The sequence below is a fragment of the Levilactobacillus namurensis genome, assembly GCF_032197885.1.
Classification (GTDB): domain Bacteria; phylum Bacillota; class Bacilli; order Lactobacillales; family Lactobacillaceae; genus Levilactobacillus; species Levilactobacillus namurensis_A.
The window spans coordinates 2,470,603-2,497,600 of the sequence record NZ_CP134159.1; the positions used below are offsets into that span (position 1 = coordinate 2,470,603).

General features: G+C 55.5%; 22 protein-coding genes. 7 read left to right on the forward strand and 15 right to left on the reverse strand.

Features of this window, described 5'->3' with window-relative positions; translation table 11 throughout:
• Positions 1–4 precede the first annotated feature (4 nt).
• From RIN67_RS11760 to RIN67_RS11775, 4 genes are all read right to left on the reverse strand, one after another.
• Entirely contained in the window at positions 5–493 is a 489-nt protein-coding gene (locus RIN67_RS11760) for a hypothetical protein (RefSeq protein ID WP_264999790.1), read from the reverse strand.
• Positions 490–1,998 carry a Y-family DNA polymerase gene (locus tag RIN67_RS11765; protein ID WP_264999789.1) on the reverse strand — a complete coding sequence of 503 codons (1,509 nt, stop codon included), beginning with the start codon at positions 1,996–1,998 and terminating at the stop codon, positions 490–492. Before RIN67_RS11765 ends, RIN67_RS11760 begins: the two co-directional genes overlap by 4 nt.
• Positions 1,999–2,036: 38 nt before the next feature.
• The gene (locus RIN67_RS11770; RefSeq protein WP_264999788.1) at positions 2,037–3,620 is read right to left on the reverse strand and encodes a hypothetical protein; all 1,584 of its coding nucleotides are present in this window, start codon (positions 3,618–3,620) and stop codon (positions 2,037–2,039) included.
• 537 nt (positions 3,621–4,157) lie between these two features.
• Positions 4,158–6,425, reverse strand: a complete 2,268-nt coding sequence (locus tag RIN67_RS11775) for an excinuclease ABC subunit UvrA (RefSeq protein ID WP_264999787.1) — start codon at positions 6,423–6,425, stop codon at positions 4,158–4,160.
• A 220-nt stretch (positions 6,426–6,645) separates the two neighbouring features.
• On the opposite strand from RIN67_RS11775, the gene RIN67_RS11780 reads away from it, so the two are divergent.
• The 3 genes from RIN67_RS11780 to RIN67_RS11790 all read left to right on the forward strand — a co-directional run bounded on the left by RIN67_RS11780 (position 6,646) and on the right by RIN67_RS11790 (position 9,192).
• On the forward strand, positions 6,646–7,236 hold the full coding sequence (locus tag RIN67_RS11780; RefSeq protein ID WP_264999786.1) for an NADPH-dependent FMN reductase: 591 nt from the start codon (positions 6,646–6,648) through the stop codon (positions 7,234–7,236).
• Positions 7,237–7,313: 77 nt separating this feature from the next.
• A complete protein-coding gene (locus tag RIN67_RS11785; protein WP_024747411.1) occupies positions 7,314–7,832 on the forward strand; it encodes a DUF1440 domain-containing protein in 519 nt (172 codons plus the stop codon).
• Between the two features lie 16 nt (positions 7,833–7,848).
• Entirely contained in the window at positions 7,849–9,192 is a 1,344-nt protein-coding gene (locus tag RIN67_RS11790) for an MFS transporter (protein WP_264999785.1), read from the forward strand.
• 83 nt (positions 9,193–9,275) lie between these two features.
• On the opposite strand, the gene RIN67_RS11795 is transcribed toward RIN67_RS11790, so the two are convergent.
• The 8 genes from RIN67_RS11795 to RIN67_RS11830 form a co-directional block, all read right to left on the reverse strand.
• Entirely contained in the window at positions 9,276–9,671 is a 396-nt protein-coding gene (locus RIN67_RS11795) for an iron-sulfur cluster biosynthesis family protein (RefSeq protein WP_024747409.1), read from the reverse strand.
• Between the two features lie 725 nt (positions 9,672–10,396).
• A complete protein-coding gene (locus RIN67_RS11800; RefSeq protein WP_056943585.1) occupies positions 10,397–10,945 on the reverse strand; it encodes a MarR family winged helix-turn-helix transcriptional regulator in 549 nt (182 codons plus the stop codon).
• A gap of 820 nt (positions 10,946–11,765) precedes the next feature.
• Positions 11,766–13,295 carry a DUF4097 domain-containing protein gene (locus RIN67_RS11805; protein ID WP_264999784.1) on the reverse strand — a complete coding sequence of 510 codons (1,530 nt, stop codon included), beginning with the start codon at positions 13,293–13,295 and terminating at the stop codon, positions 11,766–11,768.
• A 2-nt stretch (positions 13,296–13,297) separates the two neighbouring features.
• Positions 13,298–13,648, reverse strand: coding sequence for a PadR family transcriptional regulator (locus RIN67_RS11810; protein ID WP_107738344.1), 351 nt, complete (start codon positions 13,646–13,648; stop codon positions 13,298–13,300).
• A 238-nt stretch (positions 13,649–13,886) separates the two neighbouring features.
• On the reverse strand, positions 13,887–15,047 hold the full coding sequence (locus tag RIN67_RS11815) for a glycosyl hydrolase family 8 (protein ID WP_264999783.1): 1,161 nt from the start codon (positions 15,045–15,047) through the stop codon (positions 13,887–13,889).
• Positions 15,048–15,059: 12 nt separating this feature from the next.
• On the reverse strand, positions 15,060–16,364 hold the full coding sequence (locus RIN67_RS11820) for a glycosyltransferase family 2 protein (RefSeq protein ID WP_390894163.1): 1,305 nt from the start codon (positions 16,362–16,364) through the stop codon (positions 15,060–15,062).
• On the reverse strand, positions 16,351–16,488 hold the full coding sequence (locus tag RIN67_RS11825; RefSeq protein WP_158267199.1) for a hypothetical protein: 138 nt from the start codon (positions 16,486–16,488) through the stop codon (positions 16,351–16,353). Before RIN67_RS11825 ends, RIN67_RS11820 begins: the two co-directional genes overlap by 14 nt.
• Before the next feature lie 14 nt (positions 16,489–16,502).
• Complete coding sequence (locus tag RIN67_RS11830; RefSeq protein WP_264999781.1) at positions 16,503–17,366, reverse strand: diguanylate cyclase domain-containing protein; 864 nt, start codon at positions 17,364–17,366, stop codon at positions 16,503–16,505.
• 277 nt (positions 17,367–17,643) lie between these two features.
• Between RIN67_RS11830 and lepB the strand changes: the two genes are divergently transcribed.
• Positions 17,644–18,228, forward strand: coding sequence for a signal peptidase I (lepB, locus tag RIN67_RS11835; RefSeq protein WP_264999780.1), 585 nt, complete (start codon positions 17,644–17,646; stop codon positions 18,226–18,228).
• An 87-nt stretch (positions 18,229–18,315) separates the two neighbouring features.
• On the opposite strand, the gene RIN67_RS11840 is transcribed toward lepB, so the two are convergent.
• The 3 genes from RIN67_RS11840 to RIN67_RS11850 form a co-directional block, all read right to left on the reverse strand.
• Positions 18,316–20,010, reverse strand: coding sequence for an oleate hydratase (locus RIN67_RS11840; RefSeq protein WP_264999779.1), 1,695 nt, complete (start codon positions 20,008–20,010; stop codon positions 18,316–18,318).
• A 227-nt stretch (positions 20,011–20,237) separates the two neighbouring features.
• Positions 20,238–21,128 carry a hypothetical protein gene (locus tag RIN67_RS11845; RefSeq protein WP_313825846.1) on the reverse strand — a complete coding sequence of 297 codons (891 nt, stop codon included), beginning with the start codon at positions 21,126–21,128 and terminating at the stop codon, positions 20,238–20,240.
• A 243-nt stretch (positions 21,129–21,371) separates the two neighbouring features.
• Positions 21,372–23,333 (reverse strand): acyltransferase family protein, encoded by a 1,962-nt coding sequence (locus RIN67_RS11850; protein WP_264999777.1) that lies wholly within the window; start codon positions 23,331–23,333, stop codon positions 21,372–21,374.
• Positions 23,334–23,793: 460 nt separating this feature from the next.
• On the opposite strand from RIN67_RS11850, the gene add reads away from it, so the two are divergent.
• From add to RIN67_RS11865, 3 genes are all read left to right on the forward strand, one after another.
• Positions 23,794–24,822, forward strand: a complete 1,029-nt coding sequence (add, locus tag RIN67_RS11855) for an adenosine deaminase (protein ID WP_313825845.1) — start codon at positions 23,794–23,796, stop codon at positions 24,820–24,822.
• A gap of 87 nt (positions 24,823–24,909) precedes the next feature.
• Positions 24,910–25,734: a phage integrase N-terminal SAM-like domain-containing protein gene (locus RIN67_RS11860; protein ID WP_264999775.1), complete on the forward strand. Its 825-nt coding sequence runs from the start codon at positions 24,910–24,912 to the stop codon at positions 25,732–25,734.
• A 411-nt stretch (positions 25,735–26,145) separates the two neighbouring features.
• The gene (locus tag RIN67_RS11865) at positions 26,146–26,997 is read left to right on the forward strand and encodes an alpha/beta hydrolase (RefSeq protein ID WP_264999774.1); all 852 of its coding nucleotides are present in this window, start codon (positions 26,146–26,148) and stop codon (positions 26,995–26,997) included.
• Position 26,998 lies beyond the last annotated feature (1 nt).

Here is a 26,998-nt window from a genome sequence, read left to right on the forward strand (position 1 = left end):
AAAATCACTTTTGACATAAGGGCAACGGTCTTCGGATAACGGTTAAGTCGTGGGTAAGAGCGTCACTGCTTGGAGGTTCGCGATTGGAAAGACCCGCGGCGTCTAGGGTCACCGTATGGGCAGCGGTATCGAGCGCCGTGACGCGGCCCAGTACCGTATGGGATTCTCCCGTCTCCCCCTCAAAGTAGGTCAGCTTGACCCGGGGGCGAGTGGCCAGTTGGGCCCGCACCTGGCGCAATCGGTGCTGCAACAGGTGCGCTTCTTCAAAGGGCAACCGCGATTGCTGCACCAGCTGTTCGCCACTCTCCGCAATCAAGTCGTTGTAGCCGGTCAGGGCCGCGAACGGCGCAAACTGGGCCGCCCGTTCGGCGTTGGTCATCGCCGGGTGGGCGGTAGACCGGTGGTGCGGGAGTCGCATGATGTCGCGATAGGCATCGGTATTGTTGAACAGCGTTTCGGCAATGGCCCGTTTTTCCTGTTGGTCGTGCGTCATGAGCGGTGACCTCCAATCTCCTGGTTCCGTTTCAATAATGTCGCCCCCGGCTGAAGGTCCGCCGCCCAAAATAGGGCGTTCTTGCCGAACTTCTCTTGAATCTTCAAGATGGCCTCTTGGGCCTGGCGTTCTCGCCGCTGGGTCGCCGTCTCCTGGGCCACTCGTTGCTCGACTTGCGGGCTCTGAAACAAGTCCAGCTGTTCGCCGTGGTCCCGGGCAGCAGCCTGCCGTTCGGTGACCACGTGGTTGACCGTCACCGTGAGCTTGCGCACCTGGTAATGCCGGTTGACCTTAGCCTCAAAGAGCCGCAAGACCGCCTGGCGCAACTGTTGCGTCGACGCCGTGGGCACCGGTAAGCTGGCACTCCCGTGGGCCGCCTTAAGCACCCGCCGCCCGTAAAAGTCGGTGGTGACCGCGCCACTAGCGTCGGCCGTGGTCAAGCTGGTGACGTCATAAGCCACGTGCAAAACGACCTGGTCACAGACCTGATGCTGCTTGACTAGGTCCAAGGCTAACGCGTCGATCATTTCGCGCGTGACGATTTTTGCCTTGGCAAACGGGTACGGCGTGGCCAGGACCTGCCCCGAGCCCAAGCTATGGTCACTAGGGCGGTAGGCCTTGATGTCGTGAATCGTGGTAGGCTCATAGCCCCAGGCATGGTCAATGATCAACTCGGCGACCCGCCCGAACTCTTGGTAGAGCTGTTCTTCGTTGTGGGCGTCCGACAAGGTCCCCAACGATTGGCGGGCAATGTCGCCCATGGTGTGCAGCCCCATCTTCTCTAGTCGCTGGGCGTACCCCTTGCCGATGCGCCAGAAGTCGGTCAGCGGCGTGTGGGCCCAGAGGTACTTACGGTAACTCAGTTCCGTGAGCTTGGCGATTCGGACCCCGTCCTGGTCGGCGGGAATCTTCTTGGCCACGATATCCATCGCGACCTTAGCCAGGTACAGGTTACTGCCAATCCCCGCCGTTGCGGTAATTCCGGTCTGGCGCTGAACCTCTTGGATGATGCGCTTGGCCAGGTCATGGGCGGTGGTCTGGTAGAGCTTCAGATAGGCTGTCACGTCCATGAAGACTTCATCGATCGAGTAAACGTGAATCTGGTCGGCCGCAACGTATTTCAGGTAGATCTGATAGATTTGGTTGCTGACCTGCAGGTAGTAGGCCATCCGAGGCACCACCACCCGGTAGCTGACCGCAAGTGTCGGGTCGCGCAACAGCTGGTCGCGGTAGACCGATTCTCGCCGTAGCCGGTGATGGGCCTGGAGGGTTCGGTCACGGTTCAGTTCCGCCACCGCGTGTTCGACCTGAAACAACCGGGGCCGTCCCGGCAAGCCGAACTTTTTCAAGGCCGGTGAGACCGCCAGACAGATGGTCTTATCGGTCCGGGACTGGTCGGCGACCACCAGATTGACGTTCAACGGATCGAGGCCTAAGGCGGCACACTCCGCCGACGCGTAAAACGATTTCAAATCAATGGCAATGTAAGTTCGCGTAGCCGCCATCTGGTGGTCCCCCTTCCTGATTTCACCTAGGACCTTCATTATACTGAATTTTTTATAGGGGAACAAGCGTTTGCCTTGAATTTTAAAAAAAGGCCCCGCAACCGAAGCTGCCGGACCAGGGCCTGGGTCGCCGCTTGCCGGTGGGCCTGCCGATCCTGGGCCACTAAATAATACTGGGCCAGGGCCGACAACGTGACGGCCGCCTGGTCAGCCGGTAAGTCGTAGAGCCGGTGATACCGCTGTTCAACTGTCGCGAAGGTCGTCGCGTCCGGAACTAGGGCGCGTAGCTGAGCCGGCGTCACGTGATTCTTGCGTGCGGGAACCCAGCCTTGGGCGGGTTGTTGGTCTAGCCGGCGTTGGATGGCTTGACGCAAGGTATCCGGCCACCCGTTAGGTAACGGCTGCGATTGGTTCAGCCGATCCCGTAAGGTCGCCAGGTCCGCGTAAACGTGGGCGGATAACTGGTGCCCCTCCCAGCTGGCCTGCAACTCGGCTAAACGCCGTTGCCGGTCGCTGGGGGTTAGGTCAAAGCCCACCGCAGCGTTGAACAGATCATCGTACCAATCACGTTGCCGTTGAGCAGCCAATTGACGACTGCGCTGGTTCAAATCGGCAACCAGGTAACGGGGCACAATCTGTAGCCGTTCGGCCTGGATTCGGCTTTGATGGGCGAATTCCGTTGCCATGACCCCCAGCTGGTAGCTGTTGACTAGCCGGGCCACGGGCTTCGGCACCGGGACCGCTGCCAACCGCTGTTTAAAGACTCCCAATGGTTCCCGTTCAACCACTAACCGGGCTACCGCCGTTAACCAGGTCTGGTACTCGCGTGATTGCCGTAACCGCTGTTCGGCCGTGGTCTGGGCGTCCGCCGCCGCTTGCCAGGCCCGCTGTTGTGCGCGTTCGGCTGCTTGCTGTTCCTGTAGAACGCGGCGTTGGCGTTGCTGGTCCAATGCTGCTTGGGCCGCCGCGTTTTTAGCTTGCAGGTCCGCGTACCCCTGCAGGTACGGCGAAAGTTGGCGGCCCGGAAGCGCGGTGGTGCGGTGTTTGAGGTAACCCGTCACCGTGGACTTGGTTCCCCGGCGAACCCACCGGTGCTGTGCGTGTTGGTTGCTGGGCAGGTGCGGGAGGGCGTCCGGCGTCCACAAGATTTCCGGCACCTGCGGATACTGCGCTGACAAGACATCGTACTGGGCCACCGCGTGGAAGTTATCCTCGGTGGTGATGGTCATCAGGTACTGCATTTCATCACTCATGAACTTCTTCACGCACTCGGACCCCACCACGATTTCCCGACCGTCCGAACGTAAGACCACGTGATACTCGTACCGCACTGGCAAATGGCAGAGCGCACAGTGATGCCACTGACCACGCTGGTCGCTGGGGTTGATGGCGTAAGGGGAATCCGCCAACAGTTTCCAGGCCAGACTCCCCTGTACTAACCAGTCGATGCGACTTGCCGCCACCGCTTGTTTCGCCCGTGCAGTCAACCAATCACTGGTGGTCTTAACCGTGGGGTGGTCGCGTAAAACCGGCATCAACCGGGTCAACGCGGGGTCCGCCAATGCGGGGTAGGTCAGTTGTAAGAAGCGGTTCTCCGCCGGGGTCAAAATCGTGGTTGCCATCACAAGCAGTCGTTCCTTTCACCAATAGAATAGGAATAAGTTTACCACAAATCCACCCCAGAGAGAACGTACGTTTCATTAAGCGTTGGACAGATAGTCTAGATCAGCGCCTTACCGGGTGGTCAGACAGGGCTGGAACGCCGTGGGCACAACTTCAAGCCCAAAGAACGGTCTCGAAGATTGGCCTTTGACTAGGGCAGCTGAGGAACGCTCCCCAAGTCAAATTTCACGGCTGAGCCCTGTCTGACCACCCTCACGGCTTACACCAGGTTTCGTCCAATTCTCCCGTCCTGTGACCTGCCCCATAACGTCTTGGTCTTTCGCAGAGTCTGCTCCCAAACTCAACTTTGAGCACCACGAATTTCTAAATCTTAAGTTCAGGTCTAGGGCACTCCAAATTTACTCTCCCCTCTGAATCAGCACTTGGATTTAAACGCAGCCCTGGCTGGCCGTCCGGTAAGGCGGACTCACCACAGGCGTAAAAAAATTGGCCCCCAGGGTCATCCCTCCGAGCGCCAATTCAACAATATGATGAGGTTAGTCTTGCATCCAAGCTTTCAAGGCCACGCCGGTGCGGGACGTGGGAACCGTAACGGACTTGCGCGGCACGCCCGCGTACTGGATCCGGCCCCCATACTGGCCGGCGTCCGGACCCACGTCGATCAACCAATCAGCCTGGCTGATGACCGCCAGGTTGTGTTCGATAATAATCAACGAGTTTCCCGCCGTGACCAGCTGGTTGAAGAGCTTCAATAACCGGTCCGTATCCTGTAAATGCAGCCCGGCCGTGGGTTCGTCCAGCAGGTAAATCGTGCCCTGCTTCCCCAACTCGACCGCCAGCTTCAAGCGTTGCAATTCCCCACCCGACAAGGTGGTCAGGGGTTGGTCTAACGTGAGGTAGCCTAAACCGACCCGGTCTAAGTTTGCCAGTTGCTTGGCCACTGCTGGCGTGTCGCGGAAGAATTCTGCCGCGGCCGTGACCGACAGACTCAGTACCTCCGCAATATTGCGGTGATGGTACTGGTACTGTAAGGCCTGGTCACTGTAGCGTTTTCCCTGGCAGAGTTCACAGGTCTGCACCACGGGGTCCATGAAGGCCATATTGGTGATGGTGACGCCCTTCCCCTTGCACCGGGGACAAGCGCCCTTGCCGTTATAGCTGAACCACCCCAGGGCCACCCCGTTCTCCCGGCCAAAGAGCTTACGGATCTCGTCCAAGACGCCCAGGTAAGTCGCCGGGGTCGAGCGGATATTGATGCCGACCGGTGCCTGGGCCAGGTCGATGTAGTCGGTCTGCAAGTGTTGCTTAATCACACTCACCAACGAACTTTTCCCGGACCCGGCGACCCCGGAAATCACCGTCATGATTCCCAGCGGCACATCCACGTCTACCGCGTGCAAGTTGTTTTGGGTCACCTGTCGCAGTGAGAGGTGGTCCGTTGCGGGGCGTTCTAAGCCCCAGGTGTGCGGCTGGCGTAGCCATTTTCCAGTCAACGTCTGGGAGGCCAACAGTTCAGGGTAGGTCCCCGTGAAGGTTACTTGACCCCCGGCGGACCCGGCATGGGGCCCCATCTCGACTACGTAATCCGCAAAGGCGATCATCGCCGGGTTGTGTTCCACCACCAGAATCGTGTTGCCCTTATCCTTCAACTTGGTCAACGCCGCCTTGATCAACTGAATATCGTGCGGGTGCAGGCCCACACTGGGTTCATCCAGGATATAGACCATGTCGACCAACGCACTGGTCAGGTACTTGGCGATGCGAATGCGTTGGGCTTCCCCGCCGGACAGGGAACTAGTCCCCCGGTCCAACGTCAGGTACCCTAAGCCGATGTCCACCAGGGATTGAATCTTGGTGGTCAATTCCCGGACCACGTCGGTCGCCAGGGGTTCCGTGATGCCCTGTAAGAAGGTCAACACGTGCCGGAGGTCCATGGCGGAGACTTCTGCGATGTTCTTCCCATTAATGTGGTTGGTCAGGACCTCGGCCCGTAATCGAGTTCCGTGACAGGTCGGGCAAGGCTTGCGGGTCACGATAGCAGCGATGGCGGCCTTGTGGTGTTCCGCTTCCTTTTTCCCGATGATCGACCGCCGAATCCGCGGAACGACGCCTTCGTACAGCGCCGTACGGGGAAAATCCTTCCCTGGATGAGCCAGCTTCTGTTGGGGCGCATGCATCAAGAGGTCGTACTCTTCGGGCGTATAGTCCTTGATGGGCTTATCGTTGTCGAAGAGTCCGCTGGTCCCGTAACGCCGCCAACGCCAGGTGTTCGGCGCAAAACTGACGAAGGTGATGGCGCCTTGGTTCAACGACTTTTCGGGGTCGATCAGCTGGTGCTCATCGATGTCGTCCACGTACCCCAAGCCCTGACAGGTCGGGCACATCCCCTGTGGCAGGTTGAAGGAAAAGGTGTCGGAGTAACCAATAAACGGTTTCCCGATACGGGAGAACAAAAGACGCAACAGCGAATAGATCCCCGTATAGGTCGCCAAAGTAGACCGGACGTTCTTTCCCAGCCGTTGCTGGGCGATCACGATGGCCACGGGCAGATGTTCGATATCGCCCACGTGTGGCTGACCGTACTTAGGTAAGTATTGCTGGGTGAAGCTGGGAAACGTCTCGTTTAATTCGCGCCGGGACGCCGCTGCAATGGTGTCAAACACCAGCGACGACTTCCCCGACCCAGATAGGCCCACGAAGACCGTGGTCTGGTATTTGGGTACCCGCAGGTTCACGTGCTGCAGGTTATTTTGCGTGGCATCTTGAATCTCAATGAAGCCTTGTGGAAATTCTGGTAATGACATGCCGTTACCCCTCTCTTAAGCACAAAAGTTGTCACCAATTAGCTTAGCACATTCGCGGGATTCTCCGCGACTTTCAAGGCTTACCGTCCGCCAGTCCCCCCTGAATTTTCTCACCGGGGCACCCCAATTTCTATCCCCGTTTCCTCGACAACGGCCTTCAACCGTGCTACAGTGGATTCATTTCTTACTAATAGTTAGTAATTTTACGGAGGCCTTTTCCATGACAAAGATTGCCCTGATTCTCGGCACCACCCGGTCATCTTCGCTGGGTGCCCAGATCTTCAGTTACTTAAAGCACCAGTTTCCCAACACCGCGGACGTGACCTACACCTGGCTGGATCTGCGTGACTACCCGTTGCCGTTCTACGACCACCCCGAGACGCCCCTAGACCGCCCCATTAGCCAGCCGACCGCTACCGAAAAGGCCTGGTTGGACCAACTCGCGGCCCAGGATGGCTACGTGATTTTAAGTCCTGAATACGACCACGCGATTCCCGGTGGGCTGAAGAACGCCCTAGACTCGGTTGGCGGCCAGGTCGACCACAAGCCGGTTCAAGTGGTGACCTATTCCCACTATAGTGATGGCGGAATGCTGGCCGCCGCATCGGTGGTGCCGATTCTCCAGATGCTTAAGATGTTCGTACTGCCGACGCCGGTGCTCCTCTGGAACGCTGACCAGAATTTCACCGCCGAGGGGACCCTCCGACCAGACGTCGCCAACAGTGACCATTTCGCCCAACGGCTCCGGGACGCGCTGGCTGAGGTGACCTTCTACAGCCGCTTGCTGAAAGCCCACCCCTACCACGCGTAATCCCAAACAAATCCCCTTAATTTCACGATTGAAGCGTTTATACTAAAAGTAGATGATTCTAGAAAGGAGTCTTCACAATGTCATTCTTATCGAAACGTTCATTACACTTGCCCGCCGCGATCATTGCGGGAACGGCCGCTGGCGTGGTCTCCGGGCTGGTCAAGCTGGGCTGGGAAAACGTCCTGCCCCCCCGCACTGAGGAACGGGACGCGACGAACCCACCCCAAACGCTACTCCAACAATTCGGCGTTCCGGCCAAAGTGACCCACGCCACTTACCACTATTCCGGCCACGAGTTGCCTTGGGTCAGTTACGTGATCCACTTCGGCTTCTCGACCACCTTCGCCGTCCTCTACCAGATTCTAGGTGAGAAGATTCCGGCCATCAAGAAGGACGCCGGCACCTGGTTCGGTCTAGCCATCTGGGTCGCCTTCCACCTGGGCATCATGCCCGCCATGGGAACTGTCCCATCCGCTAAGGATCAACCGGAAGAAGAACACGTCTCGGAAGCTTTGGGTCACGTGATCTGGATGGTCACCAACGACCTAGTCGGCGATGAGGTCTACCGCCGGTTAGTGGCCCAAGCACGCCAATAAGTTAGGAGGCGCTCGCATGCAATCACCCTGGCAGACCAAATGGCCCGAACGGATCAGTTATGGCATGAGTGACGCTGCCGACAATCTGGTCTTTCAGATGATGACGACCTACCTGCTGTTCTTCTACACGGACGTCTATGGCCTGTCCGCCAGCGCTGCCGCCATCCTCTTCATCGTCGCCCGGCTCGCCGACGTGGTCGAAAGCCTGATTATCGGGGTCATGATCGACCACACCCACTCCAAGTGGGGCAAGAGCCGGCCGTTCTTTCTCTGGTACGCGTTGCCCTACGTGGCGTTCGCCATCCTGACCTTCGTCACGCCGCCCTTTAGCGGTACCGGCAAACTGGTCTGGGCCTACGTGACTTACCTGGGACTGGGCTTCTTCTACACGGCGGTCAACCTGCCCATCACCTCGATTCTCCCGACCCTGACCCACAACGACCAGGAAATGACGTTGCTGGGGGTCATCCGCCAATTCAGCGGTAGCGCGGTTCAAATCGTGGTTGCGGTGTTCACGTTGCCCTTGGTGGCCTTCTTCGGTCACGGGAATCAGCAAAAGGGCTTCCTGTTGACCATCGCCGTCTTCGGGGGCATCTCCTTGATTCTGATCTGGAACACGTTCTTCCAGGTTCGCGAACGCTTCACCAGTCCCGACCACCCCACCCAATCTTGGGGCGCCGTGACGCGGATGTTGCGGCAAAACCAGCCTTGGTTGATCATCTCCGTGGTCATTTTGCTGTATTGGTTGACCACGGCCATTAAGAACCAGACCACCATCTACTACTTTAAGTACTTAATGCACCAAGAAAGCCTGGTCCCCATCGCTAACAGTTTCACCTTCGCGGCGCTGATTGGCGTGGTGCTGATTGTCCACGCGGCGAACCACTGGGGCAAGAAGCGGACCATGCTAGGGGGCATCGTCGTGGCCATCATTGGCCAGTTGATCCTGTCCCTAGGGACCACGTTCAGCCACCTGCCCACCATCTTTACGGGCATCCTAGTTAACGCCGTGGGGAACGGCCTGATTATCGGGCTGGTCTCCATCATGATTGCCGACACTATTCGTTACGGCACCGCCTTGGGCATCCAAGCCGAAGGGATCCTGGCGTCGACGGATGACTTCGGGGTCAACGTGGGCCTAGGACTAGGTGGTCTGGTGACGGCCGGTCTCTTCCACTTCTCCGGCTACGTTGCGAACCGCCCGCAGAACCTGGCGACCCAGCACATGATCATCCTCAACTACGCTTGGATTCCACTCCTATTGTACGTGGTCATGTTGATTGTCCTGCTCTTCTACGACGAAGACCGGATTCACCGGGCCTTAGCGCCCACTCCGGCTAAGGGCACCACTCAAAATTAAACCGTAAAAAATGACCTCCTAGGACGCCACCAACTGGCGATTCTAGGAGGTTATTTTATTGTTTAGAAATTAGCTAATCGTGACTAGCAGGTTTCACTGGGGGCCGTCACACCCTGTTCGAAGGCCGCTAAGACTTGTTGCCCATCGGCAATCTGTACCGCGCTGTCCAGCAAGTGCGCATCGTCCTTAATGATGATGCTGTTGTGCTGGAAGTCCAGCGTGAGACCCGTATCGAAGAAGTACAGGTTGTAGTCCGATGACCATAACTTGAGGCCCCGAGCGTTATCAATCGCGACTGGATAATCGGGATCCGGATGGTCCAGCGTAATCAGCGTGAACTGGGTCCCAATCGTACAAGCCCCGCCATTCAGAGAATACTTTCCGCCGCCATCGTCCGCAATCAGGATCAAGTCCTTATCCGTCAGCTGTTTCTTTACCAATAAGTCGTAAAACCGATCACTCATCTTTAAACTTGTCATACGCTCGACTCCTTTGCTTGATTACTTACTAATAATAAGTGTCCTTAGTATACACGCTATGGGGCTCGTTGCCAAATTTTCTCCGCCATTCAGCGGAATTATCCGTCCGAGGACGCTCCACCGCCTCTGCCAAGGTACGAAGCATCCTAAGATTAGCTCTGCAAAACCTCAGCTGCGCTTGTCATCCGCCTTACCGGACGGCCAGACAAGGCTGGAACGCCATGGGCACAACTTGAAGCCCCAAGTGCAGGTCTCCAAGCTTGGCCTTTTCCTAGGCGAGCTGAAAAACGCTCACCAAGGAAAATGTCACGGCTGAGCCTTGTCTGGCCGTCCTCACGGCTTACAGTCGTGTAACCATGGCGGAACATGATTCGCCACTAGGCTGTGGTATTCAAGCATATTATTGACGACTATTATTGGTTAAAAAAGACCCCATCCTAAACAGGATAAGGTCATAGTGGTCGTTTATGTGAGTCAGACCGCCAATCGCTTGTAGCATCAAGTGTATGGTGATGCACATCAGCGACTCGAGGTTGCCTGCTTATTTGGCTTTAACAGTCCCACACGTTGATATTTCCAATTTAAAACGTTGGGAAAACTGCCTTAGGTAGCTCAATCCAGCCTCTTCAGGGCACAACCGGTAAGGCAGATGAGAATGTCACTCCCCTTGGCTCAACGTACGAAAAAAGCCTGGGCACCTAGTCCCAGACTCTTCCAAAATTATCCTAGAGATTCCCCATCCGGTTGGTGTGTTTCTCAGAGTGCCGGTTGGAGTTCCGTCGTTTATCATGTAAACTGTCAAACCCAACAAAGCCTGCCGCAATCGCATTTTCGTTAGCCTTGTGGAGGACGTCGATAAAGTGTTCCGCTTCGTCGCGACCGAAGAAGCCTAACCACCGGTGGAACCGTTCGTCCGTGGCTTGGGCCAAGTTCCGTTGAACCCGACTCCCCGCCGCCGTTAAAGTGATGTACTTCACCCGCCGGTCGTTAGGATCTACTTTTTGCATCACGTAGTTTTCCTTCAGGAGGACGTTGACTTGACGGGCAATCGCGCTCTTGGAGACCCCCTCGAGCTTGGCCAGTTCTACCAACGTCTGACCGTTCTTGCTCCGCGCCACGTTCTCCATGACCATGTAAGCTTCAAATGTCAGGTTGTACTTCTGCGTAGGGATCGACACGAAGTCCCCAATGTACTTGAAGATGTGCATGTACAAGTCGTCAAATTCTTGCTTGAGCTGTGCTTCCGTTAACGTGTCATTCGTCGTTTCTGTCATTGTCTTCCCATTACTCCTTTGCGGTCGCGCATCATGCGAACCAAGTCATTGTTTTTGTCTGTCCGGCAGTTCCGTCACGATGTCCCCATCAATCTTTGCCAGGTTCAGTGATGATTCTAGCCAAGTATATCACCTGTTATACGATTCAACCATAAAGTAAATTATCCGGTGATGTTAAAAATAGGGCTCCCCAAAACGGAACATATGTTCTATAATAGATTTAATCTTCACCTCAAGGACGTGATGACCATATGCAACCTGCCAGTCAGCAAATTCGATCAACCTTGCAAACAGCCTACCAGGAAAACCAGTTAGCCTCCCTGATTGCCGGAGGACTAACGTATACGGGGACTGTGGATTTCGTGACCCCAACCACCGTTTTCCTGGGATTAGCTGCGGGTCGTTCTTGTGAACTGCCGTTGGCTCAAATCAGCCAAGTAAATTTACACCAATTACGACCATGGTGGTATCTATACACTTAGTGTACCAGATACACCCCTGATAGTATCGCTTCCCTACCCGAAAACATCAACCTTTTTGAAAAATTGTCGTGCTTTGCTTTACAATTTGAAGAATCCGCGTGGTTCTAAGCCTAACGCCGAAAAGTGGTCTAACCAGAGGCCACCCGGAAAGGTCCTCAAACGACAACAATCTCACCTGATTATACTCCCGTCAGTCAAGAAATAGTAACCCCAAATTGCCCTACATGGTAACATTCCTAATGTTGCATAGAATAACTAGTTCCCATTAAGCAATACTTCGGGACCTGAAATTAAAAAGCTACCGTTCTGTAAATAGGCAGAACGATAGCTTTTTTAGATTACTTGAGGTGCACGTTGCCGTTGGTGGTGACGACGGTGATTTGGTGCTGCGCGGCATCCCCCACCGCCCCAATCTTATGCTGATCATCATTTAAGCTGAGGTGCACGACTTGGGGTAACGCGACGTGGCCGTGGTGGGTCTTGAGGTCGAAACGGTAGACCTGATCCGGAGCAACGGTCAGGTGAACGTTGCCCGCCCCATCGGCCGCTAAGTCCCCGGTCAGCCGAGCGACACCAATCTTCAGGCTCCCGTGGTGGGCGTGGAAAGTCCCCCCACCCCGTAACTGGTGCACGGTGAGTGAGCCGTTGGCGGTACTCCCCGTCAACTGCCCCGTTAATCCGTCGACCTGGACGGAACCGTTATGGCTGGTCACCTGGCCGTCACCCTGGAAGTCCGCGATGCGGAGACTGCCATTGTGCGACGTTGCGGTCAACTGACCCTGCCCGTGGCGAACACCCACCGAGCCGTTTTGACTGCTGACTTGGACTGTGGCCGCTGTAATCTGATCCACCCGGACGCTACCATTGGTGGCCTGGACCTGCACCCCCGCTAGCTGGTTGTTGAATAGCTTGACGCTGCCGTTCGTGGCGTGGGCCTCCACCGTGGTGGCCAGGTCTAAATCACTGATTTCCAGGCTGCCGTTGCCCGCATCTAGTTGGACCTTCCCCGTCAGACTAGCCGGCAGGAAGATCTCCGCACGAATATGCAGGGGCCAGAGCCGGGGGAGGTCCCCCTGTCGCAGGGTCAATTGATCCGCCGACTGGTCGGCCTGTAAGTAGTAGCGCGGGTTATCCCGACTCATGTACTCGTTGACCACAATCTGATTCTGAGCACTAGGACCCAGCTTAATCGCGGCATCCGGGTAGTTGATGACCAGCTGACGCAAGCCCGTAACCAGGAAGTGCCGGGTGTTGACCAGCTTCAAGGACTCCACGTAAGTCCGAAAGGTCTGCTTAGCCGTCTGGTCCCGGGAAGATTTATGCCGGTGACTCCCGGTGGAAACGATCTTCTGTCCGGCGATCCGCACGTTGTCACCATCGACATCGACTAGCCCGTCCGCCACTCGAACATGGTCACCGTCGACCTGGACCAGGTTACCCAGGTGAACCCGATCATGGTCGATAATCTTCTTCCCGCGCCAGGTGATTTGGTCGCCATGGATGTGTAGCCCGTTCTGCCCGCCAATGCGGACATCATCCCCGTCGTGGTCGACGAAGACCCCATCATCGTCCGTTTCACTGGTCTGGTCTGCGTTCTGCGCCCCGTGTTCGGCTTTGTGCGTGGTCTCAGATTGCGCGTTGGTCGTTCCCGTGACTTCCTTTAAGAGGCTGTCAATATCGCCCAGTTGGGCCATGGCCGCATCAATGGCGGCGTCCACGGCCATCCCCTGATTGATCTTTTCCGAGACGGCCTCGGTCAGGTCGGCCACCAGTTCTTCCTTTAATTCCGTTAAGTCGCGTGAAGCGGGATACCCACTGCATAATTGATCCATCCGCGTCCGAATCTCTAACGTCACTTTTTCGTCCATGCCTATTCCTCCTGATTGATCTGCCCAGTAATCAGCTGGTCAATGATGGGCTTGGCCACCCGCCAAGCCGCCGTATTCGCTTGTAAGATTTCTTCTCCCTTAGCGGTAATGTGATAGTACTTGCGCCGTGAGCCCTGGGTCTCGTCCCCCCAGTAATTCGTCACGGCACCGTTCTTGCCTAACCGGCGAAAGACCGTGTAGAGGGTCGCCTCGTTGAGGTCGTAGTGGCCGCCGCTCAGTTCGCGGACGCGCTTGGCCACCTGATACCCGTAACTATCACCTTGATGAAGAATGTTCAAAATAATCGTGTCCGTATGTCCCCGGATGAGATCTTTAGAAATCACCTCAGCCAAACCCAACCAACTCCTCTCGTTCTGGTTGCATTAAATGTATCACCAATTACTGTGTGTGTCAAAGTAATTTATCACAAAAGTTTGTCACGACCCAAAAGGCGCCGAACGCAAATTCACGTTCGACGCCTACACACTCGAGACTGTCTAGATTCTAATTGAAAGACTAATCTAGCAACCTAAATGGTCTCCGGAACCGCTAATTAGCCCGGTAAACCGCGATAAGGTAACTGCTTCGCCGCTAAGCCAAGTCCCCACTCATCACTAACATCAACATCTGCAACGTCGCCGCGTAGTAATTATCGGCGGGTTGCTTGGCGGTCAAGAAGGGCAGGTACCGCTGGCTCAAGCCTTCGTGGCCCATGGCCTGGGCCGCGTACGCTAACGGCGCCGTAAACGCCGGACTGCTGTATTTCTCTTGGGCCTGACCCCCCAGCGTGTAGACGGCTTTAATCTCCTTTTGGTGGCTGAAGAAGGTCAGGAGTTTTTCGGCGACTTCCCCACTTAGCGGGCTCTTCGACACTTGATAGTCGTAAGCAGCCCGCCATGGGACCCGACAAGCGTTGAAACCATACGCGTTGTCGAACTTCGACGCAATCTGGTTAGGCCGGACATCCTGCAAGTTCAAGTCCTGGTTGGTCACCCGGATAAAGTCCGGAATCAAGCCCGTTGAGTGGCGGTCGCTAATCTTCTGGAGAACCTTCTGACTATTTAAGGCCACCTTGATCCAGGACCCATCCTGCATGTATTTGGCGAATTTCCGGAAGTAGGCGGTCGACAAGTCCGATGGCCGGATGATTTGGGTACTCTGGCGGCTGGTCGCCCAGTTCCCCACCCGCGGTAGCTTCGTACGCGGATTGATTTCGTACTTTTCAATATCACTGATCAACTGCTGTGCGAGGGTCTTATAGTCTAAATCCCCGATACTTCCCCACCGCTCATGGGCCAACAACAGAGCGTAAGCGATGTCCAAGTCGCCATCGGTCGCACTGGTCGCCGCAGCCTCACGATCCTTCATCTGATGCTGGACCTGTTGCTGACGCCAAGCCATCAGCGCGTTGTGCCGACCAATCCGGTGGTCGAGGTAGTACCGGGTCAACTGGTCGAAGGTCCGCCGGGTCGCAATTCCGTGTTCCGCAGCCAGCACCGTAATCAGCATGCCGTATCCCTGAGCCTCGGACAGGGCCTGCTCGGGACCCTTAGTCGTGGTGCGCACGTGCTTCACTTGGTTCCCGCTAAGGTACTCCCGTTGCCACTGGCGGTAATGCTGCTGAATCATGTGGCTCTTAACCACGGCAACGGTCCGGGGTCGGTGTTGGGTGAAATAGATGGCGCCAGAAATGGCCAACGTGACCAGGACCAACAAACTCCCAATCAGCCATTGAAAACGATGATGCCGCATCCCAGTCCCTCCTTAAAAGCGTTGCGTCTTGTACCACTGGGTCCGCCGTTTCCCCGTTACCCGGTCGCGACAGATATCCCAGACTGCCGCCAGCGCCACCACGATGAACAACTGGGCATAGGTAAAGTAGGCCACCAGACTATAGAGAAAGTTCTTAACGGTCGCCTGACCATAATCGCTGGCTAAGGCGATGTTGAGCTGGAGCAGGTACAGGTAGAACATCAAAAACCAGTTCACCAGAAACAGGAACGCCACCGGGCCATCGAGGTTCAACATGGTATGCAACGCCGGGTTCTCCCACTGCATCAGCGCCAAGAAGCCGTTTCCCAAGAAGGTCACGTTCGAGATGACGATGGCCGCGTTGAACCAGAAGAAGGTGCACATGTAATACAACACCTCCAACTTGATGCGCCAGGGGGACCGGTCGAATAGGTGCTTGAGGTTGGCCCCCAACACTTCATAGTTTCCCCGGGCCCAGCGCTTCCGTTGGTTGTAGTAGGCAAAAAGCGTTTCGGGTTCCTGTTGAAAGGCCTCGGCTCGGTGGGCCAGCGCAATCAACTTGTCGCGCCGCATCAGGTTGAACGAGATTTCGGTATCCTCGGTCAGCGCCCCGTTGTGCCAACCACCCAGCTCTTGGACCACCTGCTTATTGATGATGAAGTTGGTTCCCGGAATCCGCCCAATCTTAAAGAGTTGCCACAACCCCGTGTGCTGAATCCGCTGGGTGTTGATGATTTCCAAATTGATGCACCGCGTGAGAAAGTTTTGCTGGTAGTTTCGCGTCTTGTTACGTCCAAACGCCGCGGCGTAGCGGTCCGGGTCTTCCAAAACCTTCTGGACCAAGAAGTACAGGGCGTTGCGTTCGGGCGCCGCATCCGCATCATACACACCCAGGTACTCGCCGGTCGCAATCGCCAACGCGTCGTTCAAAACTCCCGCCTTTCCGCCGGTTCCCGTGCGCTCAATCACGGTCAGGTTCCGCCCCTGGAACTCGGTCCAGGTCAGTAGGCTTCGGGCCGCAACGGCGGTCTGGTCCTGACAGTTGTCTGCGTAGACTAGGACCTCCAGGCAATCGGCCGGATAGTTCAACCGTAAGATGGCTTTGACCGTGTCTTGAATCACCAGCTCTTCGTTATGCGCCGGCACCACGACCGTCACCCGGGGCGTGCGCCGCAATGGCGGTAAGTCATCTACGTCAGTGCGGTGAAGATGGCGCAACAAAAAGAGCACCCCACCACTCAACGTGACCAGCGTCATCCCGATTGAGACCCAGATAGAAATAATGGACAGCACGTATAAATAATCAATCACGGCCATCCTCCTCAGCGTTGAACCGGTGAATCGTCCGCTGGAAGATCACCCACCAACAACTGGCAAACAGCACCACGGCCAACACGAAAATGCCGGTCATCAAAAAACTCATCCACAGTAACCAATGCACGGTCAACGCCTCCTCTAAATATATTCCTTAACGATATCCGTCTCGGCACTACGCTCTAAGTTCGCAATAATCTCCTCCGCATGGTAGTCTTCCAAGCGCTCCTGCGTGGACGAAATCTGACCGATCCGCAACACTAAGCCGTTCCGGGCTAACCCAAAGTGCCCCCCGATTTCATTAATATGGGCCTTTAACTTACGGCGCAACAGCCCCGCGTTAGCCTCGTCGAGCAACGGGGACTTGATTACAAACTTTCCCGACCCAATATAGTACAGGCGGTCGACGGTAAAGAGCATCCCTTCTAGCTGCCGCGCCGTTCCCCGCAACAGGTCGTTGAAGTGATCGTTCCCCAAGAAGTTGACCACGTTTTCCAAGAAATCGATCTTGACCATGGTCAGGGTAATCCGGTAGTCTTCGTGATTGTCCGCCAACAGGGCCAGCTCCCGCCGCAGTGCTTGGTCCAACGCAAACCCGTTGTAGGCGCCGGTGATGACGTCGAGTTCTGGTCGGTCCCGCTGAACCTTTTGCAGGTACGTGTGCAACGCTTGGCGCTTCATCAACCGGTGGTCGAGTAAATACGTCAGGTACGCCGTCAGGGGGGTAATGCTGATCAGTGCAATGGCACCCCAAAAGTACAGTTGTCGCGTGTCGTGCAGAATCAGTAACAACAAACCCACGCTAACGCAGACAAAGGACAGGGCACTAGCCAGGATAATGTAGGTGGTCCGTCCTAAAAATAACCCGAGCAAAAACGCCCCGGCGACCATCACAAAGTTCTCCCAGGTCCCCGCAAAGATACTCAGGTAGAGTAAGGCGTACTGGTACAGCAAAATAAGTAGCATCCCGAAAAAGACAATATTATCGACCGTTTTTAACCGCATCCCCGATTCAACTCCTCTCATTGGCCATTAGCGTAGCATGGATTCACCCGGTCCGGGGCTTTCGCGCAAAAATTGACCAGCCAGGCGTGTCGAGATTGCGTTATAGGGAAAAACGTGGACCCGCATAATTAGTCTGTTAATGTCCCCGGGGCCCCTACACAACGCTTAAGCCGCCCAATCTTTTGCCGTTTTACTTAAGTTTTCGCCAAACCAGCTGACCCCCGGATAGATTGTGCTACAATGAGACCACTTTACAAAAACGGGAGTAATCAATATTATGAAGACATTTCGCAACATTATGAGCTGGATTGTCCCCATCCTAGTCGCTCTGGCGGCGGTTTTCTTGATCCGGACCTACCTCTTCGAGATGGTCGGGGTCATGGGAGATTCCATGCAACCCAACCTGGAAAACAAGGAACGGATGATGGTCATCAAGCCTCTCCAGGTCAAACGAAATAGCGTCATCGTCTTCGACGCTTACGGCGAAGACCCCACCGCTGCCAAAAACACCAACTACGTCAAGCGGGTCATCGGTCTACCGGGCGATAAGGTCGCCAGCCACAACGGTACCCTCTACATCAACGGCAAAAAGGTCAGCCAATCCTACATCAGCGAGGCGGAACGGACGTCGGGAACCGGTAACTGGACTCTGAGCCGCCTGGCCAAGCAACGCAACTGGAAGTATCGCGGCGCCACGGTTCCCAAGGGGAAGTACTTCGTCTTGGGGGACCACCGCAGCGTCTCCGAAGACAGCCGTTACTGGGGCTACGTCAGTGCCAAGAAGGTCATGGGCGTCGTCAAGATTCCGTTCTGGCAGAGTACCAAGACCTACCGGACCAACGTCAACAGCATGGCCAACTAACACCCGGTCATCTAAGTTAACCTACAAAAAGGCACGCGCAAATCGGAATGATTTGCACGTGCCTTTTCATTTTAAAAGCGTCTCACGTTAACTAAACATCTTCTTCGTCGCCCGCATCAAGGTCTTAGGATCCTTATCATACCGTGGCGTTTCAACTAAGTGGTCCATGGAGATTCCGGCAAAGTGGTAGGCCGCCATCTCACCTGAACGAACCGCACTCTGTTCCGTGAAGATCATCTGGTACGGCTGTTCGGCGAATTCACCCGTGAAGGCTAAGTTGGTCGAATGAGCGGGAATGACTTCCGGCCGGTCCGTCTTGGCCCGGTTATTGAACAACGCCGAGGCATACGGCATGTAGACCGGAATGTTGTTCACGATACTATCGAGAATTTCCGGTTCCTTGGTCTTGATATTGTTCGGCCCCGGGTCAACCTTGGACAGTTGCCCAATCAATTCTTGGGCCATTTCCTTCCCCGTCATCTTAATGTACTGCTTGTGGACGAACTCACCCGTCCGCCGCGGGTACAGGAAGTAGCCCCAGATGACCGACTCATTAGGCTTTTGCGTGGTGAAGTGGGGTTGGTGGTGAACCACGATTGACATGTTGACGTCCTTATGCCCCAACGGCGTGATTGGTGTCGTGGACAAGAAGGAGTTCAGCGCGTTACCGGGAATCTGGGTGGTAATGCGGGTGATTTCGTTCAGCAACAGGTGGTTCTTAGTGGTCAACGTGAAGCTGACCCACTCGGAACTCTTGCGGTCGTTGAAGAACTTGTCCGGCGTCCCCAGGTTATAGAAGCGTTCCGTGGCTTTCTTCCAGAGCGCTGCACTGATCCCGTAGTCCATGTTCTCGGGCGCCGGTGTGTTGTAATCCCCCATGGTCGCGGAGTCCGTGATCGACCCGTTGGTGAAGATGACCGCCGTCTCGTCATCAATCGGGACCAGGTCTTCCGTGTCGGTCTCGAGGTTCTTAACGTGTAATCCGGTCACGGTGATTTCGTCCTGCAGCTCACTATCTGCGAATTCCCAATCCGTGACAATCCGGTTGTCTAAGAAGGTGACCCCTTCGCCCTCCAAATACTTAATCAGGGGGAGCATGATACTTTCGAATTGGTTATAGCGGGTCCGGTTGACCCCCACTAAGTGTTCAATCTGCGTAAATTCATAAATCATCTGGTGCATGTAACGCCGCAGTTCTTGGGCTGAGCTTTGAATCCGGAAAGCAAACGTGGTCTCCCACATATACCAGAAATTAGTCTGGAAGATGTGGGGATCGTCCTTAAAGTAGGCCGCAATGGAGACGTTATCTAACTTGGTCTCTTCATCGTCTGGCATCAGTACCAGCTTCGACAGCAAGACCCGGTCCTTATTATTCAGGCCTAACTTTCCACCATCGATAATGCCCTTGCCCCCTTGGAGCAACCGAGCCTTATCAAAGGTCCGGTGGTGGGCGTCAAAGTCGTGGGTGTCTTCCGCGGCCGTCATCCCCGATTCCGTAACCGACGGAATGCGGTCCAACAGGTCCATCAAGTCCACGTAAGTCCGGTAATTCAACATCCGGCCACCCCGAGCAACGTACCCCGTGGTATTGGCCATCGGGTGTGCTTGGTTCCAATATTCGTCGGTGAAGTCGGCGGTTGGCCCGCCATCGTTAGCCCCGTGGAGGTCCGCCCCGTAGAAAGTGATTTGACTCCCTTGCCAGTGCGCCTCTTGAATCAGATAAACGGCAGCGGCCATGTTCGCCAGGCCGGCACCAATCATTACAGCTTTCGTCTTAACCATAAGAACACCTCCGTATGATTGTAGCGCTTTCACACCCCCATTATGCGTGCCGCAGGTCCCTTTGTAAAGGGATTATCTAGGGAGATTGATCAGCCCTACGTGGTCCCACCAATTAGCCCGCCACGACTGGGTTTCCGCGGTCCGATTGGTCGACCCAATATCCGTGAGGCCATAAAAAATGGTCGTCATGACTGACGGCCATTTTGAGTACGCTTAGAACTTATCCTTTAGAACTTACCCGCAGTCAACGTAGAAGCTAAGACAAAGCCCTTAGCCTTCTTGGTCGTGACGTACAGGTACTTCACCGTCTTCTTACCTTGCTTAACGGTGATGGCCTTAGTGGCGTAGACCGTCTTCTTGGCAGGCAGAACGCCCTTCTTGCTTAACGTGACCACGGACCGATCAGCGGCGAACTTCCCCGTGAAGTAGGCCGGACGCTTGGTGGTGTAGTGGTAAGCCGTCTTCTTTAACTTCTTGGCACTGACCAATTGATACGTCTTAGTGGCCTTCTTGGTCGTCTTCTTGGTGGTCTTCTTAGCGACCTTCGCCGCAGCGGTCGCAGCGACCGTGTCCTTCTTGGCAGTCTTCTTAGTTACCGCCTGTTTAGTTGTGGCCTTCTTAGTGGTCTTTTTGGCGTTAGTCTTCTTGGCCGTTGCTTTCTTGGCATTGGCCTTCTTAGTGGTCTTCTTAGCAGCGACCGCCTTGCCCTTGGTCAGTTGATCCAACGCGATCCACCCCTTGACCTTGCCGTTAGCGCTCTTGACGTAAACGCAGGTTAAGGTCTTTGCCTTAGCGGTCTTAGTGGCCCGCGTTTTCACAACAATCTTTTTAGTCGCGTAAACCGTGGTCTTCGGCGTTAAAACGCCCTTCTTGCTGATGGTGACCGTTGCTTTGTCGGCCGCGAATAAGGCTTTGTTCAAAGCGGCTTGACGCTTAGCGTGGTACGCCGTCTTCTTCAAGGTCTTACTGCTCAGTAAGGTTAGCGTGGTCTTCTTAGCGGCCTTCTTGGTCGCCGCGTAAGCCGTCGTCACGCCCGTGTTCACCGGCGCAATTGCACCTAACCCCAAAGGTAATACCATCGCAGCCGCAGCAGCGACCATTGCAACTTTCTTCATCATATTAATCTGCCCCCAAAATAAAATATCAGCTTCATCATTTGATACCTCCGCGAAGCCACTTTAAAGTATAGTCGCCCACCGATCCCAGCGTTCGATTCCGGGGTAAAAACCGCGAAGATTGCAAACTAATTAAACAAAATAGCGTTAACATCGTTGATCAGCCGGCCAGGCTCCATTCCCGCTTAACCCACTAAAAAACTGCGCATCCGTACCGGATACGCAGCGTTTAGCCAAAACAGGGCGCTATTTCTTCCCGTTCTCAGCGTTCAATTGTTTGGTAATCGTCTTGGCAATCAATGACGTGAAGTGCCGGTTCCCGGTATTGTTGGGGTGAACGTCATCGTTAACGAACCAGCTGGACTGGCCCTTAGCGGTGGTGTACCAATCAATCACGTGGACGTTCTTGTACTTCTTAGCCGTCTTGTGAATCATGGCGTTCACCTGACCCTGCCACTCACGCGTTGGCACGTGGGCGGTGACCCAGAAGATCTGCCGGTCAGGACCCAGACCGTGAATGATCTGATCCGCATTATCCTGCGTGATGGTCCCGTTCGTCCCAATGTTTACCAGCACGTTCTTCGCCAGCTGACCCCGTTGCGATAAGCTGGAGATCACGCCGGGCATCGCAGACGCTTGCCGTCCGACCTGCCCGTCCACCACGGCGCCAGGGAAGACCTTCTGCAGGTCACCGGAGTCATCCAGGAGGACGGAGTCGCCGATCGCCGTCAACGGCGTGTTCTTACTGGTGTTCAACTCATCGGCGTTTAGGAAGTAGTACTTCGCCGTGGCCTTGTCCGCCTTAGACAGCTTCGCGTAAGCCACCGCTTTGTCGTGCTTTTCCTTGGATTCCGCCGCGGCCAGTTCTCGTTGCTTCTTGGCCGCCGCGGCGTTCTTCTTTTGTGCCTCAGACTGCCGCTTGGTAATGGTCTTCTGCAACGCCGTTTGCTTGGGTGCTGCCGGCTGTTGCACGAAGCCGGTCATGGTCAGAACCAAGCAGATGGCGGACAGCACGCTGATGGTGCTAGCAATCCGGTGACTGCCAGGATTTGACAAGATGCGTTTCAAGTCCCGGAAGGTGTTCCGGTACTGGTACCGCCGCAGCGGGTTTTCGATCCAGCGGTAACTGGCTTCCGTGACCAGCATAATCAAGATCACTTCAATGATTGAGTTGATCAGCGGATGGTTGCCGATATTCTTCACCCGTGCCTCGTAGAAAATCATCACGGGGAACTGGTAGAGGTAGATCCCATAACTGCGTTTCCCGACGTAATCAAAGAGCGGGTTCGACAGGATCCGGTTCATGTCACTTCCGGGATGGGCCACGGTTCCCACCAGGACGGCCGATAAGATGGTGAACCAGAACATGCCGCCACGGTAGGTGCTAGGCGCCTGACCGTTCATGGTGAAGAACATGTAGACCACGGCCACCAGCGAGATCAAGCCCGCCGCATCCAGTAGCATTCGGTGGGCACTACTGATATCATCTCGTAATTTATAAGCGGGCCAGATGAAGGCCATGCCGGCCCCAATCAGAATCGCAAACATCCGCGTGTCCGTCCCGTAGTAGACCCGGTTCAGGTTGTTCGGGTCGAACAGTAGCGCCATGGCGACTGCCGAGACCACGGCTAAGGCCAGAAGAATCAGCATGGACCGGAACTTGTTCCGGACTAGTAACAACAGGGCCAGGACCACTAGGGGCCAAACTAAGTAGAATTGCCCTTCAATGGACAGGGTCCAGAGGTGGGTGAACGGCGATTCGCCGTTAAACCGGTCAAAGTACGATTGCCCGTGGTTGATTTCAAACCAGTTGTAGACGTACAACAGGTTCGTGGTCACGGTTCCACGAATGTTGACCAGAAGTGACCGCTGGAACAGCGTAATGTACGCCGTCGTTCCCAATAGCATCGTGACCAACGCGGGATACAGACGCTTGACCCGCCGCTCATAGAAGCTCTTGATATTAATCCGATCATGCGTTTCAAATTCTTGAATCAAAAGATAGGTCACGAGGTAGCCCGAAATCAGGAAGAAAATCGGGACCCCCAAGTACCCACCCTGTAATGACGACGGTACCAGGTGATAGATGATCACCCCTAAGACTGCCAGTGTTCGTAATCCGTCGAACCCGGTGATGTACCGCCGTTTGTGATTGGCGCGTTGACTTCGCCAGGACGCACGCGTAAGTGGCGTGTTCCGTTGATTCATAATTTCTCCCCCTCAACTCAATACCAGTCAGTGGTTCCCCCAACACAGGTCATCCCACCAACTGTCCTTATGCCAAAATGATTTATTCTCTCAAATATGATTTAAAATTTAACGGTGTTCAGACTGTCGGCGGCCGGAATGGTCCCGGCAAGCGCCGTCTATCGCATGTTTTGCTGAACAGTCCCAATTTTATATTGTTTTGTGACCAGACACAACGGTTTTCGCCTAAAAAGTAAATTTGTAAAATTTGCCATCAGCCTAGGATTCACAAGGGATTAGCCTAGACCACCAGCTTATGATACTCCCTAAAGCATATTGTGCGATTAATGTTTAACCCTATTAGCTTAATTCAGTTGCTTAACAAACGGGCTTCGCGACGAACCATGGTATACTATCAGGTAAGTTTTCATGGTGTTTTCATGTTGTTTTGGATTACGGCATTTTAGAGGAGGAATTACAGATGTCTCAAGTTACCCCGTTCACGGCCAGCGCCGTGCGGCAGTTTCCCAAAGTTGAGTTGCATTGTCACTTAGATGGTTCCCTGTCCTTACCCGCCCTCCGGCAAATGGCCGCCGTCACCGGCGACGACTTACCTGCTAGTGACGCCGCGCTACGGCAACTGGTGTCCGCGCCCATGACCACGGTGAGTCTCATCGATTACCTGAAGCGATTCCAGGTGGTCACCGATCTGATGCAGACCACCCGGCAACTCGAAATCGCCGGGTATGATATGGTTCGAACCGCCGCGGCGGACGGTCTAATCTACTTGGAGACCCGCTTCGCTCCCAGCCTCTTTACCGACCGCGGCCTTACCCTGGCCCAGGGGATTCAGGGCGTCTTGACCGGACTCCACCGGGGAACCGCGGACTTCGGGGTCCCGGTCAACGCCATCATCTGCGCCATGCGGGACCGGCCCACCGCCGAATCGGCAACCGTTTTCCGGACCGCCGCTGAGTTTGCCGACCAAGGCGTCGTGGGTTTTGACTTCGCCGGCGACGAGGCTCACCATCCCACCAGCGACCTGACCAGCGCCATCCAAGCGGGGCTAGCGACCGGGCTCCCCTGCACCCTGCACGCGGGGGAAGCCGGACCCGCCCAGAACGTGGCCGACGCCTTGACCCTAGGCGCCCAGCGTATCGGTCACGGCGTCCACATGAGTCAACACCCAGCCGTCATCGCCCAAGCCAAAGCCGCTCACGCCACCATCGAGACCTGCCTGACCAGTAACCTTCAGACCAAGGCCGTCGCTGGCTACGCGGACTTTCCCCTCAGTGAATTTCTCAGTGCGGGACTCGCCGTCACCATCAACACGGACGACCGGACCGTCTCCCAGACGGACCTCACCACCGAGATCATGGCGCTCCACACCCACTACGGCCTCGACTGGTCCCTGCTCACGCAACTAACGCGTAACGCCATCGACGGCGCCTTCATCCCCGCCGACCAAAAGACCGCACTCTGGCGACAAGTCCAAGCAACTCAGATTTAGCCAATTAACCGGATAAGCCATTGCATCACCGTTTCTTTCACCCTTGACTTATGTTAAAGTAACTTCTATCAAGGAGGTTGCTTCCCCATGAAGATCGTTTACCCTTATCAAGACGCCTTCGAACGCGACCTGGCGCAACGGGACATCGCCCAGGCCACCCGGGACGAATACACGTCCACGCTAAAAGACTTCTTCCATTACTTAGAAAACTTCAACCCGACTTATCAACGCGAGCACCGGGTCAACCAGCTTCAGACCCAAGACGTCGAGCAGTACTTAGCCATGCTGACCGATAGCCGGCAGATTCTAAACGCGACCTATAATAAGGTCCTGTCCCACCTCAACGTCTACTTCAAGTTTCTCTTCTCGCACAACTGGACACCCTACCTGCCCACTTTAGACCTCAAGAGCAAGCCTAAGGAAGAGACCCGTCCGGTCAACTTCCACTGGGTCGACGACCTGGCGGACCTGTTGGCTGATTCGCGGCTGCACGTCTACACCCGGGCAGTCCTGTTACTGACCGCCCACGGGTACCCCGCGCGCGTCTACTTGCAACCCAACTTCATGGCGACCCTAAAGACCAGTGACTGGCCGGCCGACCAACAGGCGTTTCTTCAAACCTGGCACCGCTTCGTGGCCCCCTTGCAGGACCGCTTTCAGTGTGCCGACTGGCTGCTGAAACAACGCGCCGCCGCGGACCCACACCTGACGCTCCCGGGATTGCATAAGTACTTACGGCCCGACGAAGCCATCGTAGGCTTTCGGTTGAGTCCTTCGACTTTGTATCAGGGATACCTGGTCAACTACTTACGGCGGCATCCCCGGTTATCCGACCGTGAGGCGACTCAGCAGCTCCACCTGGAGCCCGATTCCATCGACTATTACCGTAAACTCGCGCGCCAGGCGCTCTGATTTCCAACACCTTCTAACTTTAGGGGGTGTTTTTGTGGCGCCTCAACATTCCCAAGGCTATCTCTGAAATTTAAAGCCATCCCGTTTCGATTTTGTAAGCGGTACCTATTGCGCTATGACGGCTTTGGGCGTACACTGAAGTTAGTAAATTCAGTAGCTCACAAGGGAGGCCATTCAGATGGGAAGCACTGCGACATTGATCACCTGGTCCGTCATGTTACTCTTGATTGGCGGTGAAATCATTCGGGGAATCTTTATGTTTCGTCATTAACTCAATTATTTTTGCCAGCCGGTATTGCGGCTGGCTTTTTGTTTTTTAAGGGTCCATCAGTCTGACCTTATTTCGCAATAAGCCCCGCCCGAATTACCGGATCACCCGCGTCACGCTACCTACATAAGGGAGTTTTTCTAATGTCCACATCGCAAGCACTCAATCAGCTACGCCACCAGCAAGCCCAGCAGACCGCGCCAGTCCTGGCTACGGACCTGACCAGCGAATTCACCGAGACCCAGGTCTTCAACACCAGCGCGGGGGACATCCCCGTCTATTCACGGTGGCCCCACTTTCACGCCGCTACCGGCATGGTCATCAACCTCCACGGCAACGGCTTCATCTACCCGCACACCGACCGGGACGCGCTCTTCTGTAAACAACTGTGTCTGGCGGCCAACGTGGCGGTCTTCGATGTGGACTACCCCCTAGCCCCCGAGCACCCCTTCCCAATTCCGCTAATGGCCGCCTTCGAGACGGTTCAGAAGATTCAAGACCGGTACCGCGAGCAGTTGGGGTGGCCGACGCTCATCGGCCACAGCACTGGCGGGAACCTGGCGGTGGGGACCCAGTTGTTGGCCCTACGGCAGGGAAAGCCCTTGGCCCAACAGGTAATCCTCGACTGTCCCTTGCTGGACCTCGACGCGGACCCGCTGACCAAACGCCTACCCCACACGGCTTGCTCTTCCGCCAGTCTGGGGGCTGTCCAGGCCACCGTGGATTACTACCGGCCCCAAGGCGAGACCGACAACGTGTTGATCTCCCCCAGCAAGGCCACGACTGCGGACCTCACGAACTTTCCGGAAACCTTCCTGTTGACTGCCGACCAGGACCCCCTATTGACCGAGGGCGAGGCGTTCGGCCAACAACTGATTGCGGCCGGCAGTAAGGTCACTGTTCGCCGGTACGCCAACTCCCACCACGGCTTCACGGTGGCGGGAACTGGCAACTCAGCCCTGGCCCTGCACGATATTGCGGCTTTGTTGGATTAAG